22 protein-coding genes, 1 pseudogene and 2 riboswitches are annotated in these 24,652 nt (G+C 56.3%); of the genes and pseudogenes, 13 read left to right on the top strand and 10 right to left on the bottom strand.

Annotated elements, in window-relative coordinates; genetic code table 11:
- Positions 1 to 76 precede the first annotated feature (76 nt).
- Positions 77 to 4,303 carry a DEAD/DEAH box helicase gene (locus tag IQ265_RS27455; RefSeq protein ID WP_194059565.1) on the bottom strand — a complete coding sequence of 1,409 codons (4,227 nt, stop codon included), beginning with the start codon at positions 4,301 to 4,303 and terminating at the stop codon, positions 77 to 79.
- 365 nt (positions 4,304 to 4,668) lie between these two features.
- Here IQ265_RS27455 and IQ265_RS27460 point away from each other — a divergent pair, with 365 nt between their 5' ends.
- Both IQ265_RS27460 and IQ265_RS27465 read left to right on the top strand, forming a co-directional pair.
- Positions 4,669 to 4,956 (top strand): Asr1405/Asl0597 family protein, encoded by a 288-nt coding sequence (locus tag IQ265_RS27460; protein ID WP_194059567.1) that lies wholly within the window; start codon positions 4,669 to 4,671, stop codon positions 4,954 to 4,956.
- A complete protein-coding gene (locus tag IQ265_RS27465; RefSeq protein WP_194059569.1) occupies positions 4,953 to 5,540 on the top strand; it encodes a (2Fe-2S) ferredoxin domain-containing protein in 588 nt (195 codons plus the stop codon). Before IQ265_RS27460 ends, IQ265_RS27465 begins: the two co-directional genes overlap by 4 nt.
- Before the next feature lie 246 nt (positions 5,541 to 5,786).
- On the opposite strand, the gene IQ265_RS27470 is transcribed toward IQ265_RS27465, so the two are convergent.
- Positions 5,787 to 6,323, bottom strand: a complete 537-nt coding sequence (locus tag IQ265_RS27470) for a DNA starvation/stationary phase protection protein (protein ID WP_194059571.1) — start codon at positions 6,321 to 6,323, stop codon at positions 5,787 to 5,789.
- A 304-nt stretch (positions 6,324 to 6,627) separates the two neighbouring features.
- Here IQ265_RS27470 and IQ265_RS27475 point away from each other — a divergent pair, with 304 nt between their 5' ends.
- Positions 6,628 to 7,161: a Fur family transcriptional regulator gene (locus IQ265_RS27475; RefSeq protein ID WP_228038580.1), complete on the top strand. Its 534-nt coding sequence runs from the start codon at positions 6,628 to 6,630 to the stop codon at positions 7,159 to 7,161.
- Here IQ265_RS27475 and IQ265_RS27480 read toward each other — a convergent pair.
- On the bottom strand, positions 7,147 to 7,803 hold the full coding sequence (locus IQ265_RS27480; protein WP_194059573.1) for a DNA-3-methyladenine glycosylase 2 family protein: 657 nt from the start codon (positions 7,801 to 7,803) through the stop codon (positions 7,147 to 7,149). The two genes, IQ265_RS27475 and IQ265_RS27480, sit on opposite strands and share 15 nt — an antisense overlap.
- Positions 7,804 to 7,851: 48 nt before the next feature.
- Positions 7,852 to 8,742, bottom strand: a complete 891-nt coding sequence (locus IQ265_RS27485; protein WP_194059575.1) for an AEC family transporter — start codon at positions 8,740 to 8,742, stop codon at positions 7,852 to 7,854.
- A 148-nt stretch (positions 8,743 to 8,890) separates the two neighbouring features.
- Between IQ265_RS27485 and IQ265_RS27490 the strand changes: the two genes are divergently transcribed.
- Positions 8,891 to 9,613: a DUF4058 family protein gene (locus IQ265_RS27490; RefSeq protein WP_255524050.1), complete on the top strand. Its 723-nt coding sequence runs from the start codon at positions 8,891 to 8,893 to the stop codon at positions 9,611 to 9,613.
- A gap of 48 nt (positions 9,614 to 9,661) precedes the next feature.
- Here the strand turns inward: IQ265_RS27490 and IQ265_RS27495 are convergent, their stop codons facing one another.
- The 3 genes from IQ265_RS27495 to thiC all read right to left on the bottom strand — a co-directional run bounded on the left by IQ265_RS27495 (position 9,662) and on the right by thiC (position 13,378).
- Positions 9,662 to 11,140 carry a CoA-acylating methylmalonate-semialdehyde dehydrogenase gene (locus tag IQ265_RS27495; RefSeq protein ID WP_194059579.1) on the bottom strand — a complete coding sequence of 493 codons (1,479 nt, stop codon included), beginning with the start codon at positions 11,138 to 11,140 and terminating at the stop codon, positions 9,662 to 9,664.
- Between the two features lie 109 nt (positions 11,141 to 11,249).
- Positions 11,250 to 11,885 (bottom strand): Uma2 family endonuclease, encoded by a 636-nt coding sequence (locus IQ265_RS27500; RefSeq protein WP_194059581.1) that lies wholly within the window; start codon positions 11,883 to 11,885, stop codon positions 11,250 to 11,252.
- A gap of 122 nt (positions 11,886 to 12,007) precedes the next feature.
- Complete coding sequence (thiC, locus tag IQ265_RS27505; RefSeq protein WP_194059583.1) at positions 12,008 to 13,378, bottom strand: phosphomethylpyrimidine synthase; 1,371 nt, start codon at positions 13,376 to 13,378, stop codon at positions 12,008 to 12,010.
- 171 nt (positions 13,379 to 13,549) lie between these two features.
- Positions 13,550 to 13,645: riboswitch (TPP riboswitch) on the bottom strand.
- A 555-nt stretch (positions 13,646 to 14,200) separates the two neighbouring features.
- On the opposite strand from thiC, the gene IQ265_RS27510 reads away from it, so the two are divergent.
- Positions 14,201 to 14,707, top strand: coding sequence for a DUF4383 domain-containing protein (locus IQ265_RS27510; protein ID WP_228038582.1), 507 nt, complete (start codon positions 14,201 to 14,203; stop codon positions 14,705 to 14,707).
- Positions 14,708 to 14,777: 70 nt separating this feature from the next.
- On the opposite strand, the gene IQ265_RS27515 is transcribed toward IQ265_RS27510, so the two are convergent.
- Positions 14,778 to 16,292: a Na+/proline symporter gene (locus tag IQ265_RS27515; RefSeq protein ID WP_194059585.1), complete on the bottom strand. Its 1,515-nt coding sequence runs from the start codon at positions 16,290 to 16,292 to the stop codon at positions 14,778 to 14,780.
- A 122-nt stretch (positions 16,293 to 16,414) separates the two neighbouring features.
- A riboswitch (TPP riboswitch) is annotated at positions 16,415 to 16,510 on the bottom strand.
- Positions 16,511 to 16,617: 107 nt separating this feature from the next.
- Here IQ265_RS27515 and IQ265_RS30425 point away from each other — a divergent pair.
- The 3 genes and pseudogenes from IQ265_RS30425 (at position 16,618) to IQ265_RS27525 (ending at position 17,675) form a co-directional block, all read left to right on the top strand.
- Positions 16,618 to 16,923: pseudogene (locus IQ265_RS30425) on the top strand (hypothetical protein).
- On the top strand, positions 16,911 to 17,138 hold the full coding sequence (locus tag IQ265_RS27520) for a hypothetical protein (protein WP_194059587.1): 228 nt from the start codon (positions 16,911 to 16,913) through the stop codon (positions 17,136 to 17,138). Before IQ265_RS30425 ends, IQ265_RS27520 begins: the two are co-directional and overlap by 13 nt.
- A gap of 117 nt (positions 17,139 to 17,255) precedes the next feature.
- Complete coding sequence (locus IQ265_RS27525) at positions 17,256 to 17,675, top strand: ACT domain-containing protein (protein ID WP_194059589.1); 420 nt, start codon at positions 17,256 to 17,258, stop codon at positions 17,673 to 17,675.
- Here IQ265_RS27525 and IQ265_RS27530 read toward each other — a convergent pair.
- On the bottom strand, positions 17,641 to 20,883 hold the full coding sequence (locus IQ265_RS27530) for a COR domain-containing protein (RefSeq protein ID WP_194059591.1): 3,243 nt from the start codon (positions 20,881 to 20,883) through the stop codon (positions 17,641 to 17,643). The genes IQ265_RS27525 and IQ265_RS27530 overlap by 35 nt on opposite strands.
- A 194-nt stretch (positions 20,884 to 21,077) precedes the next feature.
- On the opposite strand from IQ265_RS27530, the gene IQ265_RS27535 reads away from it, so the two are divergent.
- The 5 genes from IQ265_RS27535 (at position 21,078) to IQ265_RS27555 (ending at position 23,939) form a co-directional block, all read left to right on the top strand.
- The gene (locus IQ265_RS27535) at positions 21,078 to 21,341 is read left to right on the top strand and encodes a hypothetical protein (RefSeq protein WP_194059593.1); all 264 of its coding nucleotides are present in this window, start codon (positions 21,078 to 21,080) and stop codon (positions 21,339 to 21,341) included.
- Positions 21,325 to 21,654: a type II toxin-antitoxin system RelE/ParE family toxin gene (locus tag IQ265_RS27540; RefSeq protein ID WP_194059595.1), complete on the top strand. Its 330-nt coding sequence runs from the start codon at positions 21,325 to 21,327 to the stop codon at positions 21,652 to 21,654. Before IQ265_RS27535 ends, IQ265_RS27540 begins: the two co-directional genes overlap by 17 nt.
- Before the next feature lie 658 nt (positions 21,655 to 22,312).
- The gene (locus tag IQ265_RS27545; RefSeq protein WP_194059597.1) at positions 22,313 to 23,221 is read left to right on the top strand and encodes an alpha/beta fold hydrolase; all 909 of its coding nucleotides are present in this window, start codon (positions 22,313 to 22,315) and stop codon (positions 23,219 to 23,221) included.
- A gap of 32 nt (positions 23,222 to 23,253) precedes the next feature.
- The gene (locus IQ265_RS27550) at positions 23,254 to 23,547 is read left to right on the top strand and encodes a type II toxin-antitoxin system HigB family toxin (RefSeq protein WP_194059599.1); all 294 of its coding nucleotides are present in this window, start codon (positions 23,254 to 23,256) and stop codon (positions 23,545 to 23,547) included.
- A gap of 14 nt (positions 23,548 to 23,561) precedes the next feature.
- The gene (locus tag IQ265_RS27555; protein WP_194059601.1) at positions 23,562 to 23,939 is read left to right on the top strand and encodes a transcriptional regulator; all 378 of its coding nucleotides are present in this window, start codon (positions 23,562 to 23,564) and stop codon (positions 23,937 to 23,939) included.
- 99 nt (positions 23,940 to 24,038) lie between these two features.
- Here IQ265_RS27555 and IQ265_RS27560 read toward each other — a convergent pair whose 3' ends face one another.
- Positions 24,039 to 24,479 carry a DUF29 domain-containing protein gene (locus IQ265_RS27560; protein WP_194059603.1) on the bottom strand — a complete coding sequence of 147 codons (441 nt, stop codon included), beginning with the start codon at positions 24,477 to 24,479 and terminating at the stop codon, positions 24,039 to 24,041.
- Positions 24,480 to 24,652: the final 173 nt, after the last annotated feature.

Below are 24,652 nucleotides of genomic sequence, written 5' to 3' on the forward strand. Positions count from 1 at the left end.
ACCAGGAACCGGGTTTCTGCTAGTTAGTCGAGCTTTCCTGCTTTCCAACCAAAAAACTCGGTTTCTTTGGCGATCGCTACCCTTCACTAATCAGCTGAAGTAGTTGATCGGTGGAGATCTTACCGCTCATGTCGGTGCCTTCGAGTAGGCTGTCGGCTAGGTCGCGCTTTTGCTTGTGCAGGTCCACAATCTTTTCCTCAATGGTGTTTTTGGCCACCAGGCGATAGATGGTGATGGGGCGCAGCTGACCAATGCGGTGGGCGCGATCGCTGGCCTGATCTTCTACCGCTGGGTTCCACCAGGGGTCCATGTGAATCACGTAATCTGCCGCCGTCAGATTCAGCCCGGTGCCCCCGGCCTTCAGGCTGATTAAAAACACATCGCCCTCGCCCGCCTGGAAGGCATCAACCCGCTTTTTGCGCTCCTTGGCGGGGGTGCTGCCGTCGAGGTACTGATAGCTAATTTTTTGCCCGTCGAGAAACTCGCGCAAAATGCTGAGGTGATCGACAAACTGGCTAAACACCAGTGCCTTGTGGTTGTTCTCCAGCAGTTCTTCCAGCACTTCGCCAAAGGCTTCGAGCTTGGCGCTGGGCAGGGCGGTTTTGCCTTTAACCAGGCGAGTGTTGCAGCAGGCGCGGCGCAGCTTCATAATTTCGGCCAGCACCTGCAGGTGTTTGGTGCCCGACTCGATGGTGGGGTCGGCCAGTTTTTCCACGGCCTCCCGCCGCAGCGCTTCGTAGAAAGCCATTTCCTGGGCGCTAAGTTCGACCTGGAGAGTGATCTCGGTGCGGGCGGGCAATTCGTCGAGCACCTGGGTCTTGGTGCGCCGCAGAATAAAGGGCTGAATCAGCTTTTTGAGGCGGTTGCGGGCTGACTTGTCCTGGTTGCGCTCGATCGCATTGGCAAACCGCTGGCTAAACTGATCCTGTGACCCCAGCAGGCCGGGGTTAATGAACCGAAACAGGTTCCACAGCTCGCCCAGGTGGTTTTCGATCGGGGTGCCGGTGGTGAGAATTTTGAAGCCCCCCTGGAGCTTCATCGCCGCTTTCGATCGCTTGGTAGCGGAGTTTTTAATCGCCTGGGCCTCGTCGAGCACGATGGTTTGCCACTCGACCTTGGCCAGCATCTCGGCCACCTCATCCTGCTGCAGGAGGCCGTAGCTGCACACCACCAGGTCAAAGGGGTTAAGGTTGTCGAGAATTTTCTGGCGATCGCCTGTGCCAAACTGCATTGGCTTCAGCGTCGGCGCAAACTTCTCGGCTTCGCTAATCCAGTTCATGCACACCGAAGTGGGTGCGACAATCAGCGTCGGCCCCTCGGGAGAACGGGTGAGAATCACCGCCAGGGCCTGGAGGGTTTTGCCCAAACCCATATCGTCCGCTAGGCAGGCTCCCACGCCCCAGTGGGCCAGCCGCGCCAGCCAGTTGAAGCCTTCGATCTGGTAGTCGCGCAGTTCAGCCTGCAGAGTTGAGGGCAGCTCGGGCTGGAGATCTTTGGCCTCCTTCAGACGCTTAAGGTGCTCCTTCCAGTGCTGGTCGGTCTTGAGCTGACCCACCTCGTCGATCCACTCTTCCATCGCCAGCGAGGCCAGGGGATGGAAACGCACGCCGTCGCCGTTGGTTTCGGAGTAGGCCCGCAGGTCGTCGAGGCGCTTGCGAAACTCCTGGGTAAGGGCGAGAAACTGCCCATCGGCCAGCTTAATAAATCGACTGGGAGACGCCTCCATCAGCGCCATCAGCTGCTGCATACCCAGCACCTCGTCATCGCTGATTTGCAGCTCGCCGCTGGCGGCAAACCAGTCGCGCTGGCGCTGAATTTGAATCTTAAAGTTGCTGAGGCCGACCCGGTTGGCGATCCGCAGGGTTTCGCCCTCGGGCCATTCCACCACGGCTAGGTCGCCGATGTCCTGAATCTCCATCAGCAGCTCCAGGCAGGCTTCGGGGTCGTCGATCAGCCACTCGCCCGCTTCATCCTCTAGGCGTTGCAGGGTGGGGCAGGCGGTTTCTACGGCGCGGGCTAGTTTTTTCTCTTCTTTTAAGTTGCGATGGGTTTGCAGGCGGCGACTGTCAATTTCGGCGATCACCATCTCGCCGCCGGTACCGGGTCGGTAGTAGGGGCCGTCGTCACCAAAGGGCCGGGTCAGCAGCGAGACCTTGAGGCCTTCGCCCGCGGGCAGCAGGTGCAGGTGGGGCTGGGGCTGGGCGGCAACCTCTTCAGCATCGGCTACGCCGCCGCCAATGTCGGAGTGCACGGTGACTAGGCCCGCGACGGCGTTGATGGCGGCGAGCACCTGATCTTTAGCGCTTTCGGGCACTTCGAGGGAATTTTTTGGCCCCAGCACCTCGGCAATGCGGTGGTGCTGAGCGGTAAACTCGACCACCTTGAGCCGGGTGGGAGTTTCTTTGACCAGGGCGATCGCATTTTTGCCCGCCACCTCTGGGGTGAGCGAAATCGCCAGCTTGCCCGCCCGGGTCTGACGCACCAGCAGGGCCGGTTCCCCCTTCACCACATCTACCCGAGTCGTGGGCGAGTCTTCCCAAAACACCAGCGGGTGACCGACTAGGGCCAGCAATGCCTGGTGCTTAAAGGTGTAGTTGTCGTAGCCGTAGCTGTAGGGATCGCTGGCGAGGTGGGCGCAGATGTCGCGGTCTTGGGGAGTGAGGTAGCCGAGTTTATCGGCTTCGTACTTGAGGCGCTTGAGGGCGATCGCGCGGCCTTTGCTCCAGCCGCCCTTGACGCTGATCTTTTGCTCCTTGGGCTGTAGCATCCAGGTCTCGGTGGAGTAAATCGTCAAAAACCAGGCCAGACGATACTCGCTGGGGGTAGCCGCGCTGGACTGGGATGACGGGGTGGGGTTAAGGCCAATCAGCGCCGTCAGCGATAGCTCCCAGGGCTGTTTGGGGCTAATAATGTCAATCAGGGGGCGAATGCCGGTTTTTTGGCGCAGTTCGGCGGCTGTTTGAGCGTAAGCCTCATCGTCCGTCAGTCGGGCCAGCAGTTCGACGGACTCTAGGGCAAACCAGTCGTACCTGGCGGCGGTGGCGGCCTGGTAAAACTCTTTGGCAATATCGGGCAGCCGTTCCTTGGCATTCTCCAGATCGACCCAGTAGAGGCACAGCATATCGACCAGGGTTTCAAAGCTGTTGGCGTTGTCGAGGCTGCTGACGGGGGTGGTGGTCAGGTAGCGCTTCGCCGCTGAGTTGCCCTGCAAGACCTGGGCAACTTTCTCCAGGCAGCTGTAGATCACGCTCATCCAGTGGCGGTAGCCCTGCTCGGCAATGATGTGGGCGTGGCCCTCGGCCTCTTTGAGGCTGGTGAGAGATCCGGCCTGGATCAGGGCCAGCACCAGAAACAGACCGGGCACGGTGTCAAAGTAGATTTTGCGCTTGCCGGTGCTTTTTTTCAGCAGCTTGAGGGCAACAGCGCCCGCCTGAATGGTGCCGGCGTAGTCGCCCCGCAGGCAGCTGATCCAGCTCTGGTGCAGCAGCAGTTCGATCGGGTCTTCGTCGGCGAAGTCTTGCAGGGCGGTATCGGCCTCCTGCAGTCGCCCCTGGGCGATCAGCTGCTCAATCCAGATGCCTTGTAGGTTGTCAGAGACGGTAGAGCCAGCCTGGGTACAGTCTTCGTGGAGCAGGGCCACGGGCTCTGCCGCTGGGGTCAGGGCCATCAGCGCGTTGAGGCAGAGGTTGCCCAGGGCGGCTTCGTAGAGGTCGGGATCTTGCTTGAGGCCCAAAAACCAGTCGCGATCGAAGGGATTGTTGCAGATCAGCTCAAATACCTGCGCCATCGAAATGCGGCCCGAGGCGTAGGGATTGCTGTAGTAGGCCTCAAACTGCTGCTCGATGTAGTTCCAGTCGCGGCGGTAGAGGCCAATGCGCACCTCGCGCAGAAATTCGTCCTCGGTTTGAAAATAGCGCAGGCTCTGGTTCCAGCCGTGGGTGCGAATCGGCAGCTTGGTCTGCACCGCTTCGACCATGGGCTCGAAGCGACCCTGGTGAATGGCGTCGCGGGTGGCAATTTCGGCCAGCAAAGGGTTGCACTGGGGGCCGTAGGTGCTGTGGGTAACCAGCAGGCGTTTGCCGTTCAGGCGAGTAATCTGCGGGTTGAGCAGATGCGGCCCGGCAATGGTGGGCCTTTGAGCGTGCTCTAAATAGAGGTTGAGGCAGTCGAGCAGCTTTACCTTGCCCACCGGGGCATAAATAATGGAGTACAGCTGCACCAACTCTTGCTCTGGCTCGGGCAGCTTTTGGTAAGACTGCACCAGAGTGGCGCGAAGGGCGGCGGTATTTGGAGGGGAGGGCATGGTGGGGCGATCGCACGGGTCGGCTCGTTAAGCAAATTGTATCGGCCCCGCCGACCCACGCTGTGCCTGGGGTGCCCAACGACCTGCAGACGGGGTTGCAACAGCGTGTTCTTATTGAAAATTTGTTGCATTAATCCCAGGGCTTGGGTATGTTAGTAGTAACGAAAGTCAATAGCGACAACAGCCCATGTCCTCCTAGAGCTGAGCGAAGAATCTTATTAAAACGTGCTGTGACGCTTGCTAGTGGGGAATTGTAGCCTCTGACTTGCCTGCCCCATCGGCACCTGCGATCGCCTAGTTCAGAGTCAATTTCAATAAGTTCAGGCCTCTTGGGGTCGCCACTATGGAGAGTCAGTCGAGTTAATATGCAAGCTTTAAAGTCAGACTACGCCGAGTCCGGGCCAAACCTTCAAGCCGTTGCCCAAGCCAAGACCGTAGTTGATCTAGACCGGGTAAATCGGTGGAATGTCTACCGTCGCCTGCAAGAGTTAGACCTGGTGTGTGAATGCGGCTGCGATCGCCCCCTGGCTGTGGCGATCGAGACTCCCGCTGCGGCCCTGCAAGTCTGGAGCGTGGTGCAGGCGATCACCCGCTCAAAGCTATCTCTCACTGACCACCTGGAGCGCTGCTGGCAGCAAAGGACCCTGCGATGAAACCCCTGTACGAACCCGCTGTAGCCTATGGGCAATCTGCGCCACCCACCGGGCAGGTGCTCAAAGGTCAGTACGCCGGGGCCTACCGCTCCGACAAGGGCAGGATTAAGGGGCTGCTGCTGCGGGCCGGTGAAACCGAGTTCACGATCAAGCTGCCCAAGTACCTGCGACCCATGCTAGTGCGCGAGCTGGCCCCCGGTGAGTTTGTGCAGGTGTGGGCCTACCCCGAAGACGATCGCTGGCGGGCCATCAACCTGCTGCCCCTGCCTGGGTGTGAAGCCGAGACCCTGCGTCAGCAGTGGGGCGATCTGGCTGCTGTGCCTGAGTCGCCCCAGCCTAAGCAAAAGCGCCTGTGCATTGAGGTGTGCAGCAAGGGCAAATGCTTTAAGCAGGGTGGCAGACAAATTTACAACGAGCTGCAGGAAGCTGTAGACGGCAACCCCGAGCTGAGCCATGTTTCGGTCAAAGCCACTGGCTGCATGAAGGCCTGCAAACACGGCCCCAACCTGCGCCTGCCCAGTGGCCAGATGCTGCACCGGGCCAGCCCGGCCGAAGCGCTGGCCCGGCTGGATACCAAGCGATGAGCGCCCAGGAGTTTGACCCCCAGCGGTGGGACCACTGGCTGGTAATCGTAGCCTTTGTGACGCTGTCGAGCTGGATTATTTGGAAGGTGTATCTCGATTCGTAGGGGTGAGAATGAGCGGTTGGCGATCGGAGGCGAAGGTGGGATTCCCCCCACCCCCCTTAAAAAGGGGGGTAAGAGGTGCCTGGCTCTCCCTTGAACGGGAAGGCTCCCCCCTGTTCCCTTTGGAAAGGGGAGTGGGAAGTTGCTACCAGCCCAGCTTGAGACTATCGGGAGTGAGGAAGTGCTCCAGATGGTAGGCCCGCTCTTCGGTCTTGAGCAAAATTTGCTCGTACAGGTAGCGGGTGGCGCGATCGCCCAAACTCTCGGCCTGGGCTGCCAGCCGACGAATCAGCTCGATCAGCGACTGCTCGGCCTTGAGATCGTGGTCGATCATGATGCGGCAGCGGTAGGTGTCGTCGTTTTCCATGTCAAAGCAGCACAGCTCGGCCAGCTTGCCAAAGCTCAGCGGCGGAATGCCCCCCAGCCCGTGCAGGCGCTCGCCCACCTCGTGGGCATGCTCCTGGGCCGCCTCGTAGCTTTCCTCAAAGTAATTGTGGAGCATGTAGTACTCCGAACCTTCCACGACAAAGTGGTGCTTTTGGTACTGCAACGACAGGGCCGTAAAGCTGGCATAGAGCGTTGCCAGCCCGTCGACAACGGGTTCTGTAACCGACTTCTCCAGCAGAACTGGGTTGTTTGCAATCTCACCGTAGGTTTGCAGCAGAGTTTCAGTAATAGGCATAACCATCCCCCTTTATCAGCAGTTAAAGCGACCCCAATATTTGGGGGCTACTTCTTGAGCCTACCCCATTTTTTTGAATCTAGCTAATAACTTTGTTTGCTCGAAAAGTATAGAGAAATGCAGAACTTAATTATCAATATGAATAGCGAAAATGATTTTCAATAACCCTAAAACAGTATATCGAAAACAGTTTTCGATAGTCTTAAAACCCTTGGTGAAAGCTACTTTCAACAGTTGCGGCTGGTTCTTTTAAGCTCCTGGCCTAGCCCTTCGAAAACCGTTCTTCAAGTATGCCCTTAGCCAGATGTCAACTCCTGATTTGCATCGCCAATGCCCCAGCTTCTTTAAGCACAACGGACTAATGATGGAAAACGATCCAGCCCTGCCCAGCCTGAATCAGGAGCCAGAACTACTCAAAACCGTTCTTAATAAGGAGGGGTTTCGATTTACCAGTCAGCGGCAAAAAATTTTGGATTTGTTTCAGTCGGCGGCCCTGGGCCACCACCTTAACGCCGAAGAGATTCATCAGCAGTTGTTAGATCAGGGCGAAAAGATTAGCTTTTCTACCATCTACCGGGCGCTGCATGTGATGGTGCAGCTAGGCCTGCTGCAGGAGCTAGAGCTGGCAGAGGGCCGCAAATACTACGAACTCAACACCCCGTTTATGGATCAGCACCATCACCTCGTGTGCGTGCACTGCGGCGATGTGCAGGAGTTTGAAGACGCCAAAATGACCCAGGTAGGCAGCAGCGAGAGCGCCGCTCGGGGGTTTTCGCTGCTCAACTGCCAGTTTACGGTCTACGGCATTTGCCCCAGCTGTCAGTCACTTCTGGGTTAGATGCCGGTAGTAGTGCCAGAGCAGGTGGGCGACGGCACCCCGGTAGGGGTCGAGGGCCGCTGTAGAAGCTAGCAGGTCTTTGCGGGTGGGGCGGGTCTCTAGATTGTGCAGCCGCTGGTAGCTAATTTGAATTGCTAAATCCGAGGCCGGAAAACTGCTCAACCGCTGGAGGCAAAACAGCAGATAGACCTCTGCCGTCCACACCCCGATACCTTTGAGCTGAGTGAGCTGGGCGATCGCCTCGGCATCGGGCAAGGTGGCAAGGGTTTCTAAGCTGAGCTGGTCTGACAAAAGGGCGATCGCCAGCCGCTGACAGGTGGCAATTTTGGCCTGGCTAAACCCCACCTGCTTAAGGGTAAGGGCCGGGGTGGCGGCGATCGCCGCAGGGGTCAGCTCCAGTTCTGCCTTCAACCGTTGAAAAATAGCCTGGGCCGCTTTAGACGAGAGCTGCTGCCCCAAAATAATTCGCACCAGCGAGGGAAACCCTGGAGTCCAGGCGCGAACGGTAAGCGGGCCAGCTTCGGTCTCAATGCGCTGAAAGGTGGGGGCGCGATCGCACACCACCGCCACTGCCTGCCGCAGCTCAAGGCTGGGCGACAGTAACTCGCTGTCTAAGGTTTTTGCTGCGTCGTTAGGTGTCATGTCTAGAATTCAAAGTTCAAAATTCAAAGTTCAAAATTCAACATCGCCCTACCGACTGCTCAGCCAAAGCACCACAGGCAGGGTAACCACACTGAGAAAGGTCGAAAGCACAATGGTTCTAGCTACGCGAACTCGGTCACCGCCCAGCTCTGTCACCCAGATCAGCGAGTTCACCGCCACGGGCATGGCCGCCTGCAACACCAGCACCTGCCGGTCTAGCCCCTGCAAGCCCACCGCTGTGCCAATGCCGTAGGCCAGCAGCGGAGCCACCCCCAGCCGCAGCACTGCGCCGATCAGTTCATAGCGGCCAAACACCAGCTCGGTGCGCGCCAGCTGCACCCCCAAGGTCAGCAGCGCTACCGGAATTGCGCCCTCTCCCAGCAGCGCCATGCCCCGCGCCAGCGGCAGCGGCAACGCGCCCTGCGCCGCCTGAAGACCAAGACCCGCCAGGGCGGCCCAAAATACCGGCAGCCGCAGGGTTACATTAAGCCCTGCCCTTAGCCCCGCCCCCTTCAGCACAAGGGGGAACACGCTAGCGATCATCACGCTAGAGCCCACCAGATACACCACCGCCCGCTCTAGCCCAGCCTCACCAAGGGCAAACAAAATGAAGGGCAGCCCCAAGTTGCCTACGTTTGAGAACATCACAATGGCAATGAGACTCTTTTGCTCATCCATCGAAAAGTCGAGACGACGGCTCAGCCCCACCGCCAGCAGGTACAGCACCACGGTATTGAGCAAAAAGCTGGTGACGATCGCGATCGCACTGCCCAGCGCCAGCGTGGTCTCGGCCAGGCTAGTCAACACCAGCGCCGGCAGCAGGGCGTAGATGTTCAACCGGGTCAGGGTTTGCATGTCTAGCTCAAAGCTGCGCCCCACCCCAAACCCCACCAGGGCGACTAGGGCAACGGGCAGCATCGCCGAAATCAAAACTTCCATAGATACCTAGTAATTTGTACACCACCACCTGTAATAGGGTGACTGGTGATGCGGGTGATGCGGTGACTTCCCTGCATCCCAGCGCGATCGCCTAAAATTTAAGCTAACTCAGTACCATCACGCCCCAATGCCATCTCCATTCCCAGGCATGGATCCGTACCTTGAGCAGCCAGGGCTCTGGCCCGAGTTCCACAATCGGCTGCTGGTGGCTATTGCCGATGTCTTGGGGCCACAGCTACGGCCTAAGTACCGAGTCGCGATCGAAAAGCGGGTGTATCAAGATGCGGCGGCAGACCTACAAATTGGTCGCCCCGATGCGGCTGTGTTTCGTGCCGTACCAGACACTAATCTTTTGCCTCAGCGCCAAGGTCAGGTCTTGGTAGAGCCAGTGATGGTCGAACTGCCTATGCCTGAGGAGATCACAGAGCGGTTTTTGGAAATTCGTGAAGTAGGCACTGAAGCCGTTGTCACAACTCTGGAACTGCTTTCTCCCAGCAACAAGCGGGCGGGCAAAGGGCGGCAGCTGTATGAAGTAAAACGCTTGAAAGTACTGGGTAGCCAAACGCATCTGGTCGAAGTTGATCTGATTCGCGCCTTTGGCCCACTACCGCTGCGCGGTGCGACGGCGGCAAGTCTCTATCGCATTTTGGTCAGTCGGGTAGAGCAACGCCCCCTGGCTGCCCTGTATGGGTTTAATCTGAGCGATCCGATTCCGTCTTTTCCAGTCCCCCTTCAGGCCGACGATCCACCGATTTGGGTGGATCTACAAGAGTTAATGAATGGCGTTTACGATCGCGCTAGCTATGATTTAGCGATCGACTACAGCCAAGACTCAGTGCAGTTGATGCGGCCTGGGCACGAGAGTGGTTGATGTCGCAAAGGACGATAGGGTAGCCCCCGGTTTAGGGAGCGGTTATCCTCAAAACTGCCGACTCCACTCCTTGGGCCAGCGCTCGACCACCACCTTGGTCTGGGTGAAAAATTCCACCGCGTGGGCTCCCTGGCCGTGGAGGTCGCCGAAGAAGCTGTCTTTCCAGCCGCTGAAGGGGAAAAAGGCCATAGGGGCTGCCACGCCAATATTGATGCCGATGTTGCCTGCCCTGGCTTCGTAGCGAAACTTACGGGCGGCGGCACCGCTATTGGTGAACAGGCAGGCCATATTGCCCCAGGGGCTCTGGTTGACCAGGGCGATCGCATCCTCCACCGTATCTACCGCCATCAGCCCCAGCACGGGGCCAAAAATTTCCGTATGGGCGATTTCCCCGTTAGGAGGTACGTTCTGCAATACCGTCGGTTTGACGAAGTGGCCCGCCTCCAAGCTGGGAATTTGGCTGTTGCGACCATCCACCAGCACGGTGGCTCCCTCATCCGCACCGGTTTGAATCAGGCTCTCGATCCGCTGCTGGCTCTGGGCGGTAATCACTGGCCCCATCTGCACATCGGGGTCGAGGCCGTTGCCGACGGTGCGGGTGGCGGCGGTGTGGGCGATCGCATCGGTAAACCAATCGGTCGCTTCCCCCACCGTCACCGCCAAAGACGCTGCTAGACAGCGCTGACCGGCGCAGCCAAAGGCACTGTCGGCCACAATGCGGGTGGTCATATCGCGATCGGCGTCGGGTAGCACAATCACTGGGTTTTTGGCCCCGCCCTGGCACTGCACCCGCTTGCCGTGGGCCGCCGCCTGAGCATAGATATACTTGGCAACCGGCGAAGAGCCGACAAAACTAATGGCTCGAATGGTGGGATGTTTCAGAATGGCATCCACTGTTTCCTTGGCCCCGTGCACCAGGTTCACCACGCCGGGGGGAAAGCCCGCCGCATCCAGCAGCCCGAAGATGCGCTGCATGGTCAGGGGCACTTTTTCAGAGGGTTTCACAATGTAGGTGTTGCCGCAGGCCAGGGCGTAGGGCATAAACCAGAAGGGAATCATGGCGGGGAAGTTGAAGGGGGCGATCGCCGCCGCCACCCCTAGCGGTTGCCGAATCATAAATTCGTCGATGCCGCTGGCGATATCCTCCAGCACCGTGCCCTGCATCATCATGGGAATGCCGCAGGCCACCTCGACGTTCTCGATCGCCCGCCGCAGCTCGCCCTTTGACTCGGCTAAGGTTTTGCCGCACTCCTGGGTGATGATCTGGGTCAGCTCGTCCAGGTGGGTTTCTAGCAGGTCTTTGAGCTTAAACAGGGGCTGCACTCGCTGGGGCGGCGGCACACGACGCCAGTCTTCAAAGGCTGTCGCGGCAGCACGGGCTGCCTGATCGACCTCATCTTGAGGCGAAACGGGTACCTGGCCCAATACCTCTCCGGTAGCTGGGTTATCAACCAACAGGGATTCGCTCGCCCCAGAAGGTACCCACTGGCCGTTGATGTAGTTCTTTAGAATCCCCGATTGCGTCATAGCGGTGCCGTGATGACTATTCTTTAAGCATCATAGGCGCTGCTTATGAAAAAGCTTCTGCTGCCCGAAGCATCCACCACAAACACGATAGTCTGGTGATTAAAAGCCTCTATCGCAGCTGTCGGCCAGGCTTCAAAACCTGCTCAGCAGTTAGCTGCAAGTCTGGAAACGTTGGAGAAATTATCCTCTGATTTCCCCGAAGTTGTTGAATAGCATACTCTCCATTCACCAGGGTGCAGATGGAAAGGGTGGGCTGTTTAGGTTTGCCAATGTGTCGAGTTCCCCCCAAGCCTGCACAGTCTGCAATCCAGTATTCGGGAATGCCTAAGACCGCGTAGTCTTCGACCTTGCGGGCGTAGTCGTTTTGCCAGTTGCTGCTCACCACCTCGGCGACAAACTTGATCGAGCTACCCAGCGTCAAAATCGATTGATCGGCCCAAAGAGGTTCCCTAGTGAGTTCGGCGCGATCGACTACGGCGACGTCGGGGCGAAATGCGGTCATACCCGTACCAGAAGGGCGTAACAGCCCTCGCTGAAGCACAAACCAGGGTAAGCCAACACTATCGATTTGAACACAGATTTTGGTAGTGATAAAGGCTGCGACTTCCTCATGGGGGCCAGTGGGCTCCAAATCAAATACCTCCCCATCGATCAGCTCATAGCGGTTATTGTCGCCATAGCGGGCGAGAAACTCGTCAACGCTGAGAGGCTTTTGCTGGATGGGTGGGTTAACGGCGAGGGTCATAGGTCAACTTAGCCCAATCAATGCCTACAGCCTATCAAAACGGATATTCATCTGTAGGGGCGTAGCATGCTACGCCCCTACAGGGTTCCTGATAGTGAATCTGCGTTTCCTAAACCACAGATCTAAACCACGGCCTTTTCCCTAGCCAAGAACTTCTCTAGCTCGGTCAGGGCGTCGGCATCGACCTTGGTCTGCATGGGGCAGAACTTGGGGCCGCACATGGAGCAGAACTCAGCGGTTTTGTAGATGTCGGCAGGCAGGGTTTCGTCGTGGTACTCCTTGGCCCGTTCAGGATCCAGCGACAGCTCGAACTGCTTGTTCCAGTCGAAGTTGTAGCGGGCGTGGGACATGGCATCGTCGCGATCGCGTGCCCCAGGCCGATGCCGGGCAATATCGGCAGCGTGGGCGGCAATCTTGTAGGCGATTAGCCCCGCCCGCACGTCTTCGGCATTCGGCAAACCCAGGTGCTCCTTCGGCGTCACGTAGCAGAGCATCGCCGCCCCGCTCCAACCCGCCAGCGCTGCGCCAATGGCCGAGCTGATGTGGTCGTAGCCAGCGGCGATGTCGGTCACCAATGGTCCCAGCACGTAGAAAGGCGCTTCGGCACACTCCTCCATCTGCTTTTTGACGTTGTAGTCGATCTGATCCATCGGTACATGGCCGGGGCCTTCGACCATCACCTGCACGTCGTGCTCCCAAGCCTGGCGGGTAAGCTGACCCAGGGTTTTGAGTTCCGCCATTTGAGCGGCATCGGTGGCATCGTGCAGGCAGCCGGGGCGCAGGGAATCCCCCAAACTAAAGCTCACGTCGTAGCGCTTGAAGATTTCGATGATGTCGTTGAAGTGGGTGTAGAGCGGGTTTTGCCTGTGGTGGTGCAGCATCCAGCGGGCGAGGATGCCGCCGCCGCGCGAGACGATGCCGGTAATGCGATCGCGCACCAACGGCAAATGCTCAATCAAAATCCCGGCGTGGATGGTCTGGTAGTCAACCCCCTGCTGGGCGTGCTTTTCGATGATGTGCAGAAAGTCGTCGGCGGTGAGGTTCTCGATGTTGCCGTGAACGCTCTCTAGGGCCTGATAGACAGGGACGGTACCGATGGGAATAGTGGAAGCCTTGATGATGGCGGTGCGAATGGCATCCAAATCGCCGCCCCCGGTGGACAAATCCATCAGGGTGTCGGCCCCGTACTTCACCGCCAGGTGCAGCTTGGCCACTTCTTCGTTGATATCCGACGAGTTAGGCGACGCGCCGATGTTGGCATTCACCTTGCATTTTGAGGCGATGCCGATCGCCATTGGCTCCAAGTTGGGGTGGTTGATGTTGGCGGGGATGATCATTCGACCCCGCGCCACCTCATCGCGGATCAGATCCTCGGGCAGGTTCTCTCGCTTTGCCACATAGGCCATTTCCTCAGTGATTACGCCCTGGCGAGCGTAGTGCATCTGCGACACGTTGGCGTGGCCCTGGCGCTTAGCGATCCATTTAGTTCTCATGGGTTTACCTCTGGTGTGGCGCTAGAGGTCTTGCCTGAGTCGGGGTGGGTTTGGATGGGTAAAGCCGAGATTGGTGGAGCGATCGCAGGCAAAGCTCAGCAAACTGCTTAATCTTCACCTAACGCTCTGAAAATAGCTCCAGAACACCAATCTACTCGTCGTTTCGGCTGGTTACCGCAAGCAACGCTTTCCTCCGCTGGTATTAACCAGGTCAGGTTCTGAGGGTATGATCTCAGTCCGATGAGTCGGACACCCCTAGCTTGCTGGCATCGTACCACTGATAGTTAGGGCCAGCGCGAATTAGTTACGGTTCCTCATAGAGCGCGCCGACGCCCTATGGTCAGAACGAAGGGAGCAGATAGAAAACGAAAACAGCTTCTGATGGCAAACTTTCAGCAATGTGAGCTGCCCTGACTATTCCGTTATAAATAATGCAGGCCAGGGCAATTGAGCGAACTGCTGAGTGTAGCGATTAGATCTGTTCATAGCTTTAAGTATTCCTACAGACGGGTAAAGCGCTAGCTAACTTAGTTCCTCCGTGAGAGGAAGGGGCATGGTGTAGTTTCTATGATGCACTTAGTGTCGCTGCAGATTTTTTCTACAAAAGTAGCGCCGCTACCAGCTGAGGCTATGAAGTCTCTCTGAGCACAGAGCACAAAATAATAGGGAAGCTAGCTGCCACAAGCAGAAACAAAATGAGTTTCACAGTTAAGAGCAGTCCGGGTCTAGGAGTATAGCTGTCGCTTTTGTTTTCCAGCAATAGATATTACTGCTCTTGCGAAACTATTCGCAAAAAAACCTTGTCGCATGGAGTATCTTGACATGAATGAATTTAGTATGAACAGCGAACAAAAATGTGCATTAGCACTGGGAATCATCTTTACCTTTATAGGAATTGCTGGTTTTATTCCCGCTCTCGTTAACCTGCCTACCGAAGGTATGGGATCTAGCGTACCGCTAGACGCAAGCTCAATTCCAATCAGCGGTGGGCCTGATTATATGGCGGCTTACCTGAGGGGTTTTGGCTATCTGTTTGGGCTTTTTCCAACTAACCTGCTGCACAACATGGTTCACTTAGCCATCGGCGGCTTCGGTCTATTTTCGGCCACGGGTAAAGAAGGGGCATTTAGATACAATCGATTTTTTGCAATTAGCTACTTGCTGCTTGCCGTGATGGGGTTAATTCCGCTTTCGAATACCCTCTTTGGCATCATGCCTATCTTTGGCAACAACGTTTGGTTCAACGCTGTAACTGGCGCGATCGCGGCTTACTTCGCCTTCGTCTGGCACCCCAGCCATCCCGAATCGACGGCTCCTTCTACTCAGTAGGTGTCTGATTAGTTCTGCCATAGCTAACGCTAAGCGCACGGTTTCTTGTGACCGTGCGCTTACTCCGTTTTTAGCTACTTTGGGTATCGGTCAACCTATCAGCTAGCAGCGCATCGCTCTCACCGTAGGCGCGGATGTCGCGGCTGAGAATGCCGAAGTCAAACGCTTCCGTTTTGCCGCCCTGAGCCTTGAGCTGAATCCATCCCAGGCAGATCAGCGTTGAAACCACAATTGGGGCGGCAAAGCTGACCAGCAGATCGCCTGCAAAAGGCAAGCCATTCCAGGGGCTAAAGTCGGGCCGGGGGAAGAACAGGGCACCGGATGCGATCGCAGCCACCGCGCTCCAAAACGCCATCGTCCCCGTCAGCTTTCTGGAATACAGCCCAAACAGCACCGGAAACAGCGCCCCGGCGCAGACTAGGTCGGCTAGCAAAAACAGATACAGCACGTTGTAACCCCGAGCCGCGATCGCGATCGCGGGTAGCCCCACCACCAGCATCAGCAGCCGGGTGATCTGCAAAATGCCGCTGGCGGGTCGATTTGGAAACATCCGCAGCAGGTCGGTGGTAAACACGCTGGCGATGCCGTTGAGCAGCGAGTCGAGGCTGCTCATCACCAGGGCCAGCACCAGCACCAGCACCGCAATACTCACCCAGCCCGGCAGGTTCAGCGCTTGGATGAGGGAGAAAAAGGCGCGATCGTCATTGAACCCAAAATGCATGGCCACAATGCCTAGCAGCCCGGAGATGAACAGCATCGGCAAAATCACGAGAAACGAGCCGAGGAACGATCGCCGCACCACCTGATCGCTCTTGCAGGCGTAGATCCGCTGCCAGTTGGTCTGGTTAAACATCTCGGCGGCGATCACCGCGATGAACAGCGTGGCCCCAAACTTGATGCCGGGGCCGTTGGCCAGTGTCAGCAGCGCTGGCGCGGTCTGGGTAACGGGGGCGATCGCACTGCCCCAGCCGCCCAGGGCAAATACCGCAATGCCAAAGCTCAGCAGCAGCAGCGGCACAATCACCACAAACTGAATCGCGTCGGTAAAAATTGTCGCCGCTAGGCCGCCCACCAGGGTGTAGGCAAACACCGCCACCATCACCAGCAGAGCGGTGAGCCAGAGGGGCACCCCGGCCATGAGTTCGACGGCTTTGGCGATCGCCGTCAGCTCCGCCGCCAGGTACACAAACAGGTAAAACACCACAATGCCCAAGGTCAGCCGGTACATGGCATTGCCAAAGCGGTGCAGTACGTATTCGTTCAATGAGTGGCCCTTGGGCATGAGAAACCGCATGCGCGTACCCATAAAGGCAAACAAGGCCGCCGGGGTAGCCTGCCCGATGCAGTAGCCGACAATGCCCGCAATGCCGCTGGTAGCTCCCACTTCAGGCGGGCTAAACAAAATCCAAGCGCCCATGGCCGAGGCCACAATGGTCGCCAGAGCCATAGGGGTGCCTACGCTGTTGCGGCTGACCATGTAATCCTCCAGGCTAATGGTGCGGCGGCTGGCCTGGAGCAGCCCAATCAGCGTAAAGCTGGCCACGGTAATTAGGGTGACGGCGACAGCCGTTGCACTCAGCGTCATATAACAACTCACCTCGTTAGGGTTGGGTGGTTGCTAGAGGCGGCTGCCTGAGAGAACAGGAGACCGCAGAACAGACGACTCGTAGAACACGTTTACAGGTGAGGCCGAGCCGCACCGGCTCGTAATCTCAATCAACGCTTTCCTCCGCTGGCATTAACCAGGTCAGGTTCCGAGGGTATGATCTCAGCCCGATTGCTCGGACACCCCTAGCTCGATAGCATCCTACCACTGGTGACGGATCTAGAGCTGGGAGATAATGAAACCAAAGACCTGACTGCTGACAGCAGCTAAGCACCTTGCAGCAAGGGACGAAGAAGAGAGGCATATGAACAGGTTTGAGATTTTGACTCCCTTGAACTTCTCTGTTCGCACCTCAGATGACCACTGGCAAAAACTTATTACAAAACACCCCGACATTGCCGACCCTGAAGCGAGGGTGAGACAAGCCTTAGCAGAACCAGATGAAATTTGTCAGAGTAGTCGTGATGTCAACATGTTGCTGTTCTACCTGACCCTAAAACAGCGGCGGTGAGTAGCTGTAGTTACCCGCAGGCTCAATGGAGAAGGCTTTCTAATCACCGCTTACCAGACCGACGCTATTAAAGAAGGAACCCTGCTATGGCACAAGTAAAAATCTATTATGAGCCAGAGCTAGAACTGCTGACGGTGTTTTGGCAACCGCCCCGCAAAAAACAAATTGCTACAGAACTCGGCGATGGCGCGATTTTGATCAAAGACGAAACTACCGGGGAGCCTATCGGTATGGAGCTTCTCTCCTCCCGCCCTAATGATGATCGCTTTGACAGCGTCAGCGTTGAAATGGGTCGCTTAGCCGAAGCATCCTAAGGATTCAGGCCGTGGCTGCCCCCTTTACCATTGCAGACAGTTAGCTCTGCTGGAGGCCTCGCGGCCTTTCAACCAACGGACTGATAGCCCAATTGATCCTCGGTGCGGATAGTGATCATGTCTGGAGAAACTGACCTGACCCAACTGCTCAAAACCATGCAGCCCGTGCTGCGGCAGGGAGAATATGTGTTTTGCACGCTGCCGAACGCCACCCACTGCCCGCCCCATCTCGACCCCGTGGGCTACTTCAAAGAAGACGAAGGGCTGACGCTGATGTTGCCCAAGCCCCAGGCCGATACGGCAGGCCTATCCTACTCGGCAGTCTTTGCGCTGATCACGCTGACGGTGCACTCTAGCCTGGAGGCGGTGGGGTTTATGGCTGCGATCGCCACCCACTTGGCCAGCCACGGCATCAGCGTCAACCCGGTTTCGGCTTTCTACCACGACCACCTGTTTGTGCCTGCTAGGGATGCTGAGCGTGCGATCGCGCTGCTGCAATCGCTTAGCGACCCAACTTGCTCTGAATCACCCGCTTAATGCCCGTCTCCACATCCAGCCACGCCGCATCGCGGTTTTCCCACTGCACCACTGGTGTTCCATTCTGCGGTAGCCAGCTGAGCTTGTTGAATGGCGTATCGCGCCAGTCTACCGGGCGAAGAATGATTGGGATAACGCGGGCCTCGCCGCTCTCGTGGCGCTCCATCGCTCGCTTCATCTCAATGTCGTAGCAGTAGTCGGAGGCGATGAAGTCGGCGCTGACTAGCAGCAAAATAACGTCGGCCCGGTTGAGGTTGTCGTCGATGTCGCCCGCCCAGTCGTCGCCGGGGAGGATTCTGCGATCGTGCCAGGGTTGAATGAGCCCCTGCCGTTGCAGCAACTTCAGGTGGGTCTCCAGCTGTTCGCGCAGCAGGTCGTCCTTGTGCGAATAGCTGAAGAATAGGCGCAGGGCCTGGCTGTGGCGATCCATAGCGGTGGTGGGTTGGCGGGTGCCCTCCAAATCTACCCCATTGAGCAAGTCGCGAATGTTGAGCCGCACCACCTGGCCATCGATCACCTGGGGAAACTCCGTCAAGCGGCTTTCTTCCATGACGATTAGGTCTTTATAAGGCAAGGCAATACCGGGATGCCCCGGCACGGGCACCAGCTCTTTGGGGGTGAACTTAAAGCTACGATGGATGCGATCGAAGTCGGAGCGGATCACCGCCAACAGCCTGCGCCGACTGCTAATCGGGCCATCCACGCTGATGGAAACGCTGCGATCCTGCGGGTCGGCTTTGACCAGGGCGCGATCGCCCTCAAAGTGCAGAATCACCCCGGTGCGCCAGCGTAGCTGGTGCTCGCTCAGCACGTGGGTGCGCACAATGAAGCGGGGCAGCAATCCCTCCGGCAAAATTGGGTACTGGTAGCGAAAGTTGAGGCACTGGGCGGGTTCAAACTCGGCAGCCTCGGTAGGCTGTTGTTTGTCCAGCAGGTCGGGAATTAGGTAGCGGTTTTCGTCCTCTTCAAAGCGAAAGCACAGCTCGAACTTGCGCATCAGGTCGAGCAAAAAACCGTGGCGCTCGGGGGGATAATTTTGAGCATCCAGATGGCGGCTCAGGCAAGCGGCTTCCAGTTCGCCTTTGGTCTCCGCTAGCTCGTCGGCGTTGAGCAGGGTGTAAATGCCGCTGGTGACCCAGTGGGGGTTGAGCACGTGGGTATCGCGCAGGCGGGGGTCGTCTTTGTAGTTGAGAGCAATGCCGAGGCTGTGGAGGTGGACGGCGAGGGAATTTTGCGCGCCATAGTCGGTTTCGCCATCGGTTTTGCAAAATTCTCGAAATTGCTCGAAGGAGATGTAGTTTTCGGCCATGGCCGACAGCCGATCTTTAATCGCTACCCAACTGGCGGGGAAGGGATCGCGCAGGTGCTCCAAAGCGTCGGTTTCGCGTTCGATCGCGGCGCGGAGGTGGTCGATGCCCTGACCGGTCTCGCAGTCGGTGGCGATGAACTCGCGAATGTTGGGAAATTTTTGCTGCAATGCGCCCCGGTTGACATCGAAGGGGTGCTCTTTGATTTTGTTGAGCACGACGAGAGTGGGGGAGTTGCCGCCAAAGCTTTGGATGAGTTCGAGCCAGTACTCGGCATCGGCATCTTCGTGCCCCTGGCGACCGTTGAGGACGAGTAGGTAAAGGCTGCGCTCGGTGAGAAAAAACTGGTGGGTTGAGTGCATAATCTCTTGCCCACCAAAGTCCCACATATGGAGGGTGATGTCTTCGGAGTCATTGAGACGAATAGGCCATTGAGTAATTTGAATGCCTTCAGTTTTGGCAGAATTTGAATCAAATCTTTGGTAAGTCAGGCGATTAACTAAAGAGGTTTTGCCCACCGTACCGAAACCAACCAAAATCAGTTTTGCTTCGTTAAGAGGTTGACGACTAGACAATATCTCAAAATAGTATTTGAGAATATCTTGTGGGTCAGTTGTAGTTGCCCCCTTGTCTACTTCTATATGCGTAGGCCCAAGAATTTCATTGGGAATTCCTAGTTTTTCATTGCCATGTATGAAAAGTGCTTTTAAGCTTGATATGTCTTGCAAGAAATGAGGCAAAACGGAGAGTTCACTATTGGTTATTTCGAGCCGTTCAAGTCTGGTTAATTTACGGACAAAAGACGGAATCTCCGTAAGCTTGTTTTGACCAAGGCAAAGTTCCTTGAGATTAATTAGTTTTTCAAGGTTAGCTGGTAGTTCTTGCAGTTGATTGCGTCCAAGGTCAAGCCGAATTAATTCCTTGAGGTTCCCTAATTCTTGTGGCAAGATTGTCAATCGATTCGTTCGCAAATCGAGATTTTCAAGACTAGTAAGTTTTTCCACTACTTTTGGCAATAACTCTAGCCGGTTGTGAGAAATATTAAGCTCCTTGAGATGAGTAAGCCGACCTAATTCAATCGGCAGATCTGTCAATTCATTGAAGGGAAGGAAAAGTGTTGCTAAATTGGAGAGTTTGCCTAACTCTTTTGGTATCGACTTTAATTCATTGTCAAATATAGAAAGTCGTCTCAATTCAATTAATCCACCTAGTTCTTTGGGTATAGTTTTTAATTTGTTCTGTGACAGAATCAACTGTTTTAGATTGACAAGTTTTCCTGTTTCTGGTGAAATGAGTTTTAGCTGATTTCGCTGGAGAATAAGCCCTTCCAGCTTGACTAATTCTCCTAGCTCTTTTGGCGTTTTTGTTAATTGGTTATCTGTCAAGTCTAATATCGTTAAATTTGTGAGTTTTCCGAAGCTGGCGGGAATCGCTGCCAGTTGATTTTGAGAGAGGTCAAGCTCTGCAAGCTTGGTGAGCTGCCCCAGGTTGTCGGGGATCGCCGTTAGTTGGTTTTGGGAGAGGTCAAGCGCTATCAAATTGATTAGATTTCCCAAGCTTTCGGGAATTGCTGTCATTCCTAAGCCTGACAAATCAAGCTCAGTTGCGCCACTTTCTAAAGCTGCCTGAATCCGTCGTTCTGCCTCAGCTAGCGGATCTGGGTCGGCTGCACCCAAAGCGATCGCATCCACCTCTACCCCTAACACCCCAGCGATCGCCCTCACACTATCCCCACTCACCCGCTTCCCCCGTTCCGGGTGAAACAACCGGCTCACCGTGTCGGCACTCACCCCCGCCCGCTCGGCAATGGCGGCAAACGTCCACCCCCGCTCCGCCTTCGCGGCCTGCAGCAGCTTCAGCCCCTCCGGGCTAGCGAGAAAACCGCGCGATGAAGACGACATAGGCGTTGGCGACAAAGAAAGCTTTGTTCAAGGGTATCCGGCGATGCCAGAAATCGCGACATCCAGACCCCAGGGTTCTGCGTTAGCGCAGCATCACCTTAGGCGATTGGTCTAGAACCCTGGGGTCTCGGATAGCGGCATCACCCCAGCGGCAAAGCTACAATCAAAACAACTCCGCCTACTCAAGGAACCCTATGCTGAAAACCGTTGAGGGCATGTACCAAGATGGGCAGATTCAACTGTCTGAACTGCCAGAGGGAGTCAGCGATCGCGCCCAGGTGCTGGTTACCTTTCTTCAGCCAGGCAGCCTTGACCCTGCCAAGCTTCAGCAGCTAATCGACCAGCTAGAGACCATTGCTAGCATTCAGCAGGGGCTTGAAGCCGTTGATGCTGGGCAGACCCGCCCCCTTGAAGACTTTGACCAAGCCATGCAAAGCAAATATGGCATTTCAGGTTGAAATTACCGCCCCCGCCGAGGCGCAGATCGAGAAAACCTACCTTTGGTATCGCAACCGTGATGCAGCGTTTGCCGACCAATGGTTTCGCGGGCTGATGAATGCAATTGCCACCCTGCAAGAAAGCCCTCGACGATGCGCCCTAGCCCTAGAGTACAAACTTTTCCCAGAAGAAGTGCGTCAGCTACTCTATGGACGAGGTAAAGCAGCTTTTCGAGTACTTTTCACGGTTCGAGGGGATATTGTCTATGTCTTGCTTGTCAGACATGCTTCTCAAGCTCCCCTAACGCTAGACGATCTTGAGTCTTCGGAATAGGCGATCACCCTCACACTCACCCACTTCCCCCGCGACCGGTGAAACAACCGGCTCACCGTGTCGGTACTCACCCCCGCCCGCTCGGTGATCACCGCAAACGTCCACCCCCGCTCCGCCTTCGCCGCCTGAAGCAGCGACCGCCCCTCCGGGCTAGCGAGAAAACCGCGCGATTGAGACGACATAGGCAGCCGAGCGAAAAGTTGATTTCCTCAAGGGTATCCGGCGATTCTAGAAACCGCGTTTCTTCTTTGGGTTGTCATAACCCTTTGCAATCAGCTCAGAAACCCGGTTTCTACCCCAGGTATCTACTCTTAAACGGCTGTGTGGATTGATAATGACATCAAGCGAATTCCCGACTTTGGCAACCGATGGCTACGTGTCATTATCAATAGATCAGAAGAGGTGAACGACAGCATTATTCTGACTACAACGCCGAGGGCAAGGTCATAGGGGTTTACCGAAAACACGTAGGCGTACTCAGTTATGCAGAACGGAAAAAAACGTTGGGTCTTGGTAACCACTTTTCCTTGACCAAAGACGACTTTAATCGCTGCTATCGAAAAAGTGCTGTGGAGAGAACGTTTTAGGGCTTCAGGCAAAGCAGCAAGCTAGGACGGCTGTATTATGGATATAGTCACACTTCGTTACAACTCTGGCTATGGTTGCTGAACTGGTCTCTCTGTCGCTGGCCTCGATCGAAAAGCACACCTGGAACTGGCGGGGGTATGCGATCGCCTACACCGCCACCGGAGAAGGCACCCCCATTGTGCTGATCCACGGCTTTGGCGCATCCCTTGGCCACTGGCGCAAGAATATTCCGACCTTGGCGGCGGCGGGGTACCGAGTCTACGCGATCGATCTGCTGGGCTTTGGCGACTCCGACCAGCCCGAGCTGCCCTACACCCTCGACCTCTGGCAAGACCTGCTAGCCGACTTCTGGGCCGAGTTCATTGGCACCCCAGCTATTTATGTTGGCAACTCCATCGGCGGCCTGCTCACCCTGATGATGCTGGCCAACCACCCCGACAAAGCCAAGGCCGGGGCCGTGCTCAACTGCGCCGGGGGTCTCAACCACCGTCCTGAAGAACTGCACCCACCCCTGACCTGGATTATGGGAGCCTTTACCTGGCTGGTGAGTTCGCCCAGGGTGGGGCCGCTGGTGTTTAACCAGGTGCGCCGCAAGGGCCGCATTCGCAGCTCGCTCCAGCAGGTCTACCGCGATCGCGCCGCCATAACCGACGAGCTGATCGAGATGATCTACACCCCCGCCTGCAAGCCCACCGCGCAGAAGGTATTTGCCTCCATTGTCACCGCGCCGCCGGGGCCAAAGCCCGACGACCTGCTGCCCCACATCGCCCAGCCTCTACTGGTTCTCTGGGGCGAAAACGATCCCTGGACACCGATCAAAGGGGCTGATATCTACCGCCAGTTAGCCGCAGAAGTGGCCCGCCCTGGTGTAGTCGCCTTCCACAGCATCCCCAATACCGGCCACTGCCCCCACGACGAGCGCCCCGAGGTGGTCAATCCCCTGTTGGTAGACTGGCTGGGCACGCTGCCCAAAGGTTAGTTTAAGCCAGGACTGCAACTGGTCGGTTCTTTATGCGTATTCTGTCTCGTAGTACCCTGCGAAGTTTTTGGGAATCTCATCCTGATGTTGAAGAAGCACTAAAAGCTTGGTACTACGAGGCGTCCCACGCTAGATGGCAAAGCCCTGCCGATATAAAAAATGCCCATCGCAATGCCAGCATCCTCGGCAACAATCGGGTTGTTTTCAATATCAAAGGCAATCGGTATCGCCTAATTGTGTCAATTAGATATGACACTGGCATTATCCTTATTCGTTTTATTGGCACCCATGCGGAATACGACAAAGTAAACGCTGAAACAATTTAACCAGAGGCTGTTTTATGGATCTACGCCCGATCAAAACAGAAGCGGACTACCAAGACGCTCTCCAAGAAATTGAGCTATTGTTTGACGCTGCCCCTGGCACTGCTGAGGCCGATCGCCTAGACGTGCTCAGTACCCTGGTAGATGCCTACGAGAAGGTTCACTTCCCCATTGAGCTGCCCGACCCCATTGAAGCCATTCACTACTACATGGAAGCTCGCGGCTGGTCTCCGCAGGATTTAGAACCATGTTTAGGAAGCCGGGCATGGGTTGCCGAAGTGCTGTCACGTCAGCGCTCCTTGACTCTAGATATGATCCGCAAGCTTCACCAGGAGTTGGGTGTTCCAGCCGAAATCCTCATTCAACCCTACGGCGCATTTCAGACCTCCGCCTAGCGATGCGACCTGCTAAATCGTAAGGTCTTAGGCAAATCCTGCATCTTGGGTTGGCTCCTTGGGGTAAAGAGGACTGAGGAGCCAATCCAGGATCTGCCACTACAGGGGCCAATCGATGGGTGCTTCAAAGACATCGGCTTCAGAGAATGGGCAGGACTGAGGCAGGCTTTTAGGGTCAAGCGGTGTTTCTTTGCCCACCAGGTTTAGACCCTTCTCGTAACCCACTGCGATCGCTTCGCTGAGGTAGGGCTTTAGGCTAGGGTTTTCCTTAAGGTGCCGCTGAACTTCCTGGCGTTGCTCTTTGATGGTGTAGACCCAGCTTTTAGAGCGGGCCTCGGGCTGGTAGTACCACTTGAGCAGATGCCCCAGCAGCACCCCCAATCGACTCCGCAACTCCTGCCGCTCCTGCCGACCCAATGATTCGATCTCTTCAATCAAATTCTCAGTGTCTAGCTCTCCCAGCTGACCCGCGCGCAGCAGTTTAGCTTGATGCTGAGTCCAGGCGTAAAAGTCTTGCTCGTAGAGAGTGGTGGTTTGCATGGGTAAGGCAAATTTTGAAAAAGAGTTTCCCAAATGGTAGGCACTGCCCACCCTTGTATCTTAAAAAGTGTGGCAGACCGTCCCACCCTAGGTTAAGCAAACCGCGTGTAGCTTGGGTCGCCGCACCTTTAAGGATAAAACTCGAAAAATCGCCAGGAGCCTGTGACTCCGTA

Origin of the sequence: Nodosilinea sp. LEGE 06152 (assembly GCF_015207525.1) — a bacterium.
Taxonomy (GTDB): domain Bacteria; phylum Cyanobacteriota; class Cyanobacteriia; order Phormidesmidales; family Phormidesmidaceae; genus Nodosilinea.

Excerpts from the sequence above, each read along its gene's own strand:
- IQ265_RS27455 (WP_194059565.1), bottom strand. The coding sequence starts at position 4,303 with ATGCCCTCCCCTCCAAATACCGCCGCCCTTCGCGCCACTCTGGTGCAG.
- IQ265_RS27460 (WP_194059567.1), top strand. The coding sequence starts at position 4,669 with ATGCAAGCTTTAAAGTCAGACTACGCCGAGTCCGGGCCAAACCTTCAA.
- IQ265_RS27465 (WP_194059569.1), top strand. The coding sequence starts at position 4,953 with ATGAAACCCCTGTACGAACCCGCTGTAGCCTATGGGCAATCTGCGCCA.
- IQ265_RS27470 (WP_194059571.1), bottom strand. The coding sequence starts at position 6,323 with ATGCCTATTACTGAAACTCTGCTGCAAACCTACGGTGAGATTGCAAAC.
- IQ265_RS27475 (WP_228038580.1), top strand. The coding sequence starts at position 6,628 with ATGTCAACTCCTGATTTGCATCGCCAATGCCCCAGCTTCTTTAAGCAC.
- IQ265_RS27480 (WP_194059573.1), bottom strand. The coding sequence starts at position 7,803 with ATGACACCTAACGACGCAGCAAAAACCTTAGACAGCGAGTTACTGTCG.
- IQ265_RS27485 (WP_194059575.1), bottom strand. The coding sequence starts at position 8,742 with ATGGAAGTTTTGATTTCGGCGATGCTGCCCGTTGCCCTAGTCGCCCTG.
- IQ265_RS27490 (WP_255524050.1), top strand. The coding sequence starts at position 8,891 with ATGGATCCGTACCTTGAGCAGCCAGGGCTCTGGCCCGAGTTCCACAAT.
- IQ265_RS27495 (WP_194059579.1), bottom strand. The coding sequence starts at position 11,140 with ATGACGCAATCGGGGATTCTAAAGAACTACATCAACGGCCAGTGGGTA.
- IQ265_RS27500 (WP_194059581.1), bottom strand. The coding sequence starts at position 11,885 with ATGACCCTCGCCGTTAACCCACCCATCCAGCAAAAGCCTCTCAGCGTT.
- thiC (WP_194059583.1), bottom strand. The coding sequence starts at position 13,378 with ATGAGAACTAAATGGATCGCTAAGCGCCAGGGCCACGCCAACGTGTCG.
- IQ265_RS27510 (WP_228038582.1), top strand. The coding sequence starts at position 14,201 with ATGAATGAATTTAGTATGAACAGCGAACAAAAATGTGCATTAGCACTG.
- IQ265_RS27515 (WP_194059585.1), bottom strand. The coding sequence starts at position 16,292 with ATGACGCTGAGTGCAACGGCTGTCGCCGTCACCCTAATTACCGTGGCC.
- IQ265_RS27520 (WP_194059587.1), top strand. The coding sequence starts at position 16,911 with ATGGCACAAGTAAAAATCTATTATGAGCCAGAGCTAGAACTGCTGACG.
- IQ265_RS27525 (WP_194059589.1), top strand. The coding sequence starts at position 17,256 with ATGTCTGGAGAAACTGACCTGACCCAACTGCTCAAAACCATGCAGCCC.
- IQ265_RS27530 (WP_194059591.1), bottom strand. The coding sequence starts at position 20,883 with ATGTCGTCTTCATCGCGCGGTTTTCTCGCTAGCCCGGAGGGGCTGAAG.
- IQ265_RS27535 (WP_194059593.1), top strand. The coding sequence starts at position 21,078 with ATGCTGAAAACCGTTGAGGGCATGTACCAAGATGGGCAGATTCAACTG.
- IQ265_RS27540 (WP_194059595.1), top strand. The coding sequence starts at position 21,325 with ATGGCATTTCAGGTTGAAATTACCGCCCCCGCCGAGGCGCAGATCGAG.
- IQ265_RS27545 (WP_194059597.1), top strand. The coding sequence starts at position 22,313 with ATGGTTGCTGAACTGGTCTCTCTGTCGCTGGCCTCGATCGAAAAGCAC.
- IQ265_RS27550 (WP_194059599.1), top strand. The coding sequence starts at position 23,254 with ATGCGTATTCTGTCTCGTAGTACCCTGCGAAGTTTTTGGGAATCTCAT.
- IQ265_RS27555 (WP_194059601.1), top strand. The coding sequence starts at position 23,562 with ATGGATCTACGCCCGATCAAAACAGAAGCGGACTACCAAGACGCTCTC.
- IQ265_RS27560 (WP_194059603.1), bottom strand. The coding sequence starts at position 24,479 with ATGCAAACCACCACTCTCTACGAGCAAGACTTTTACGCCTGGACTCAG.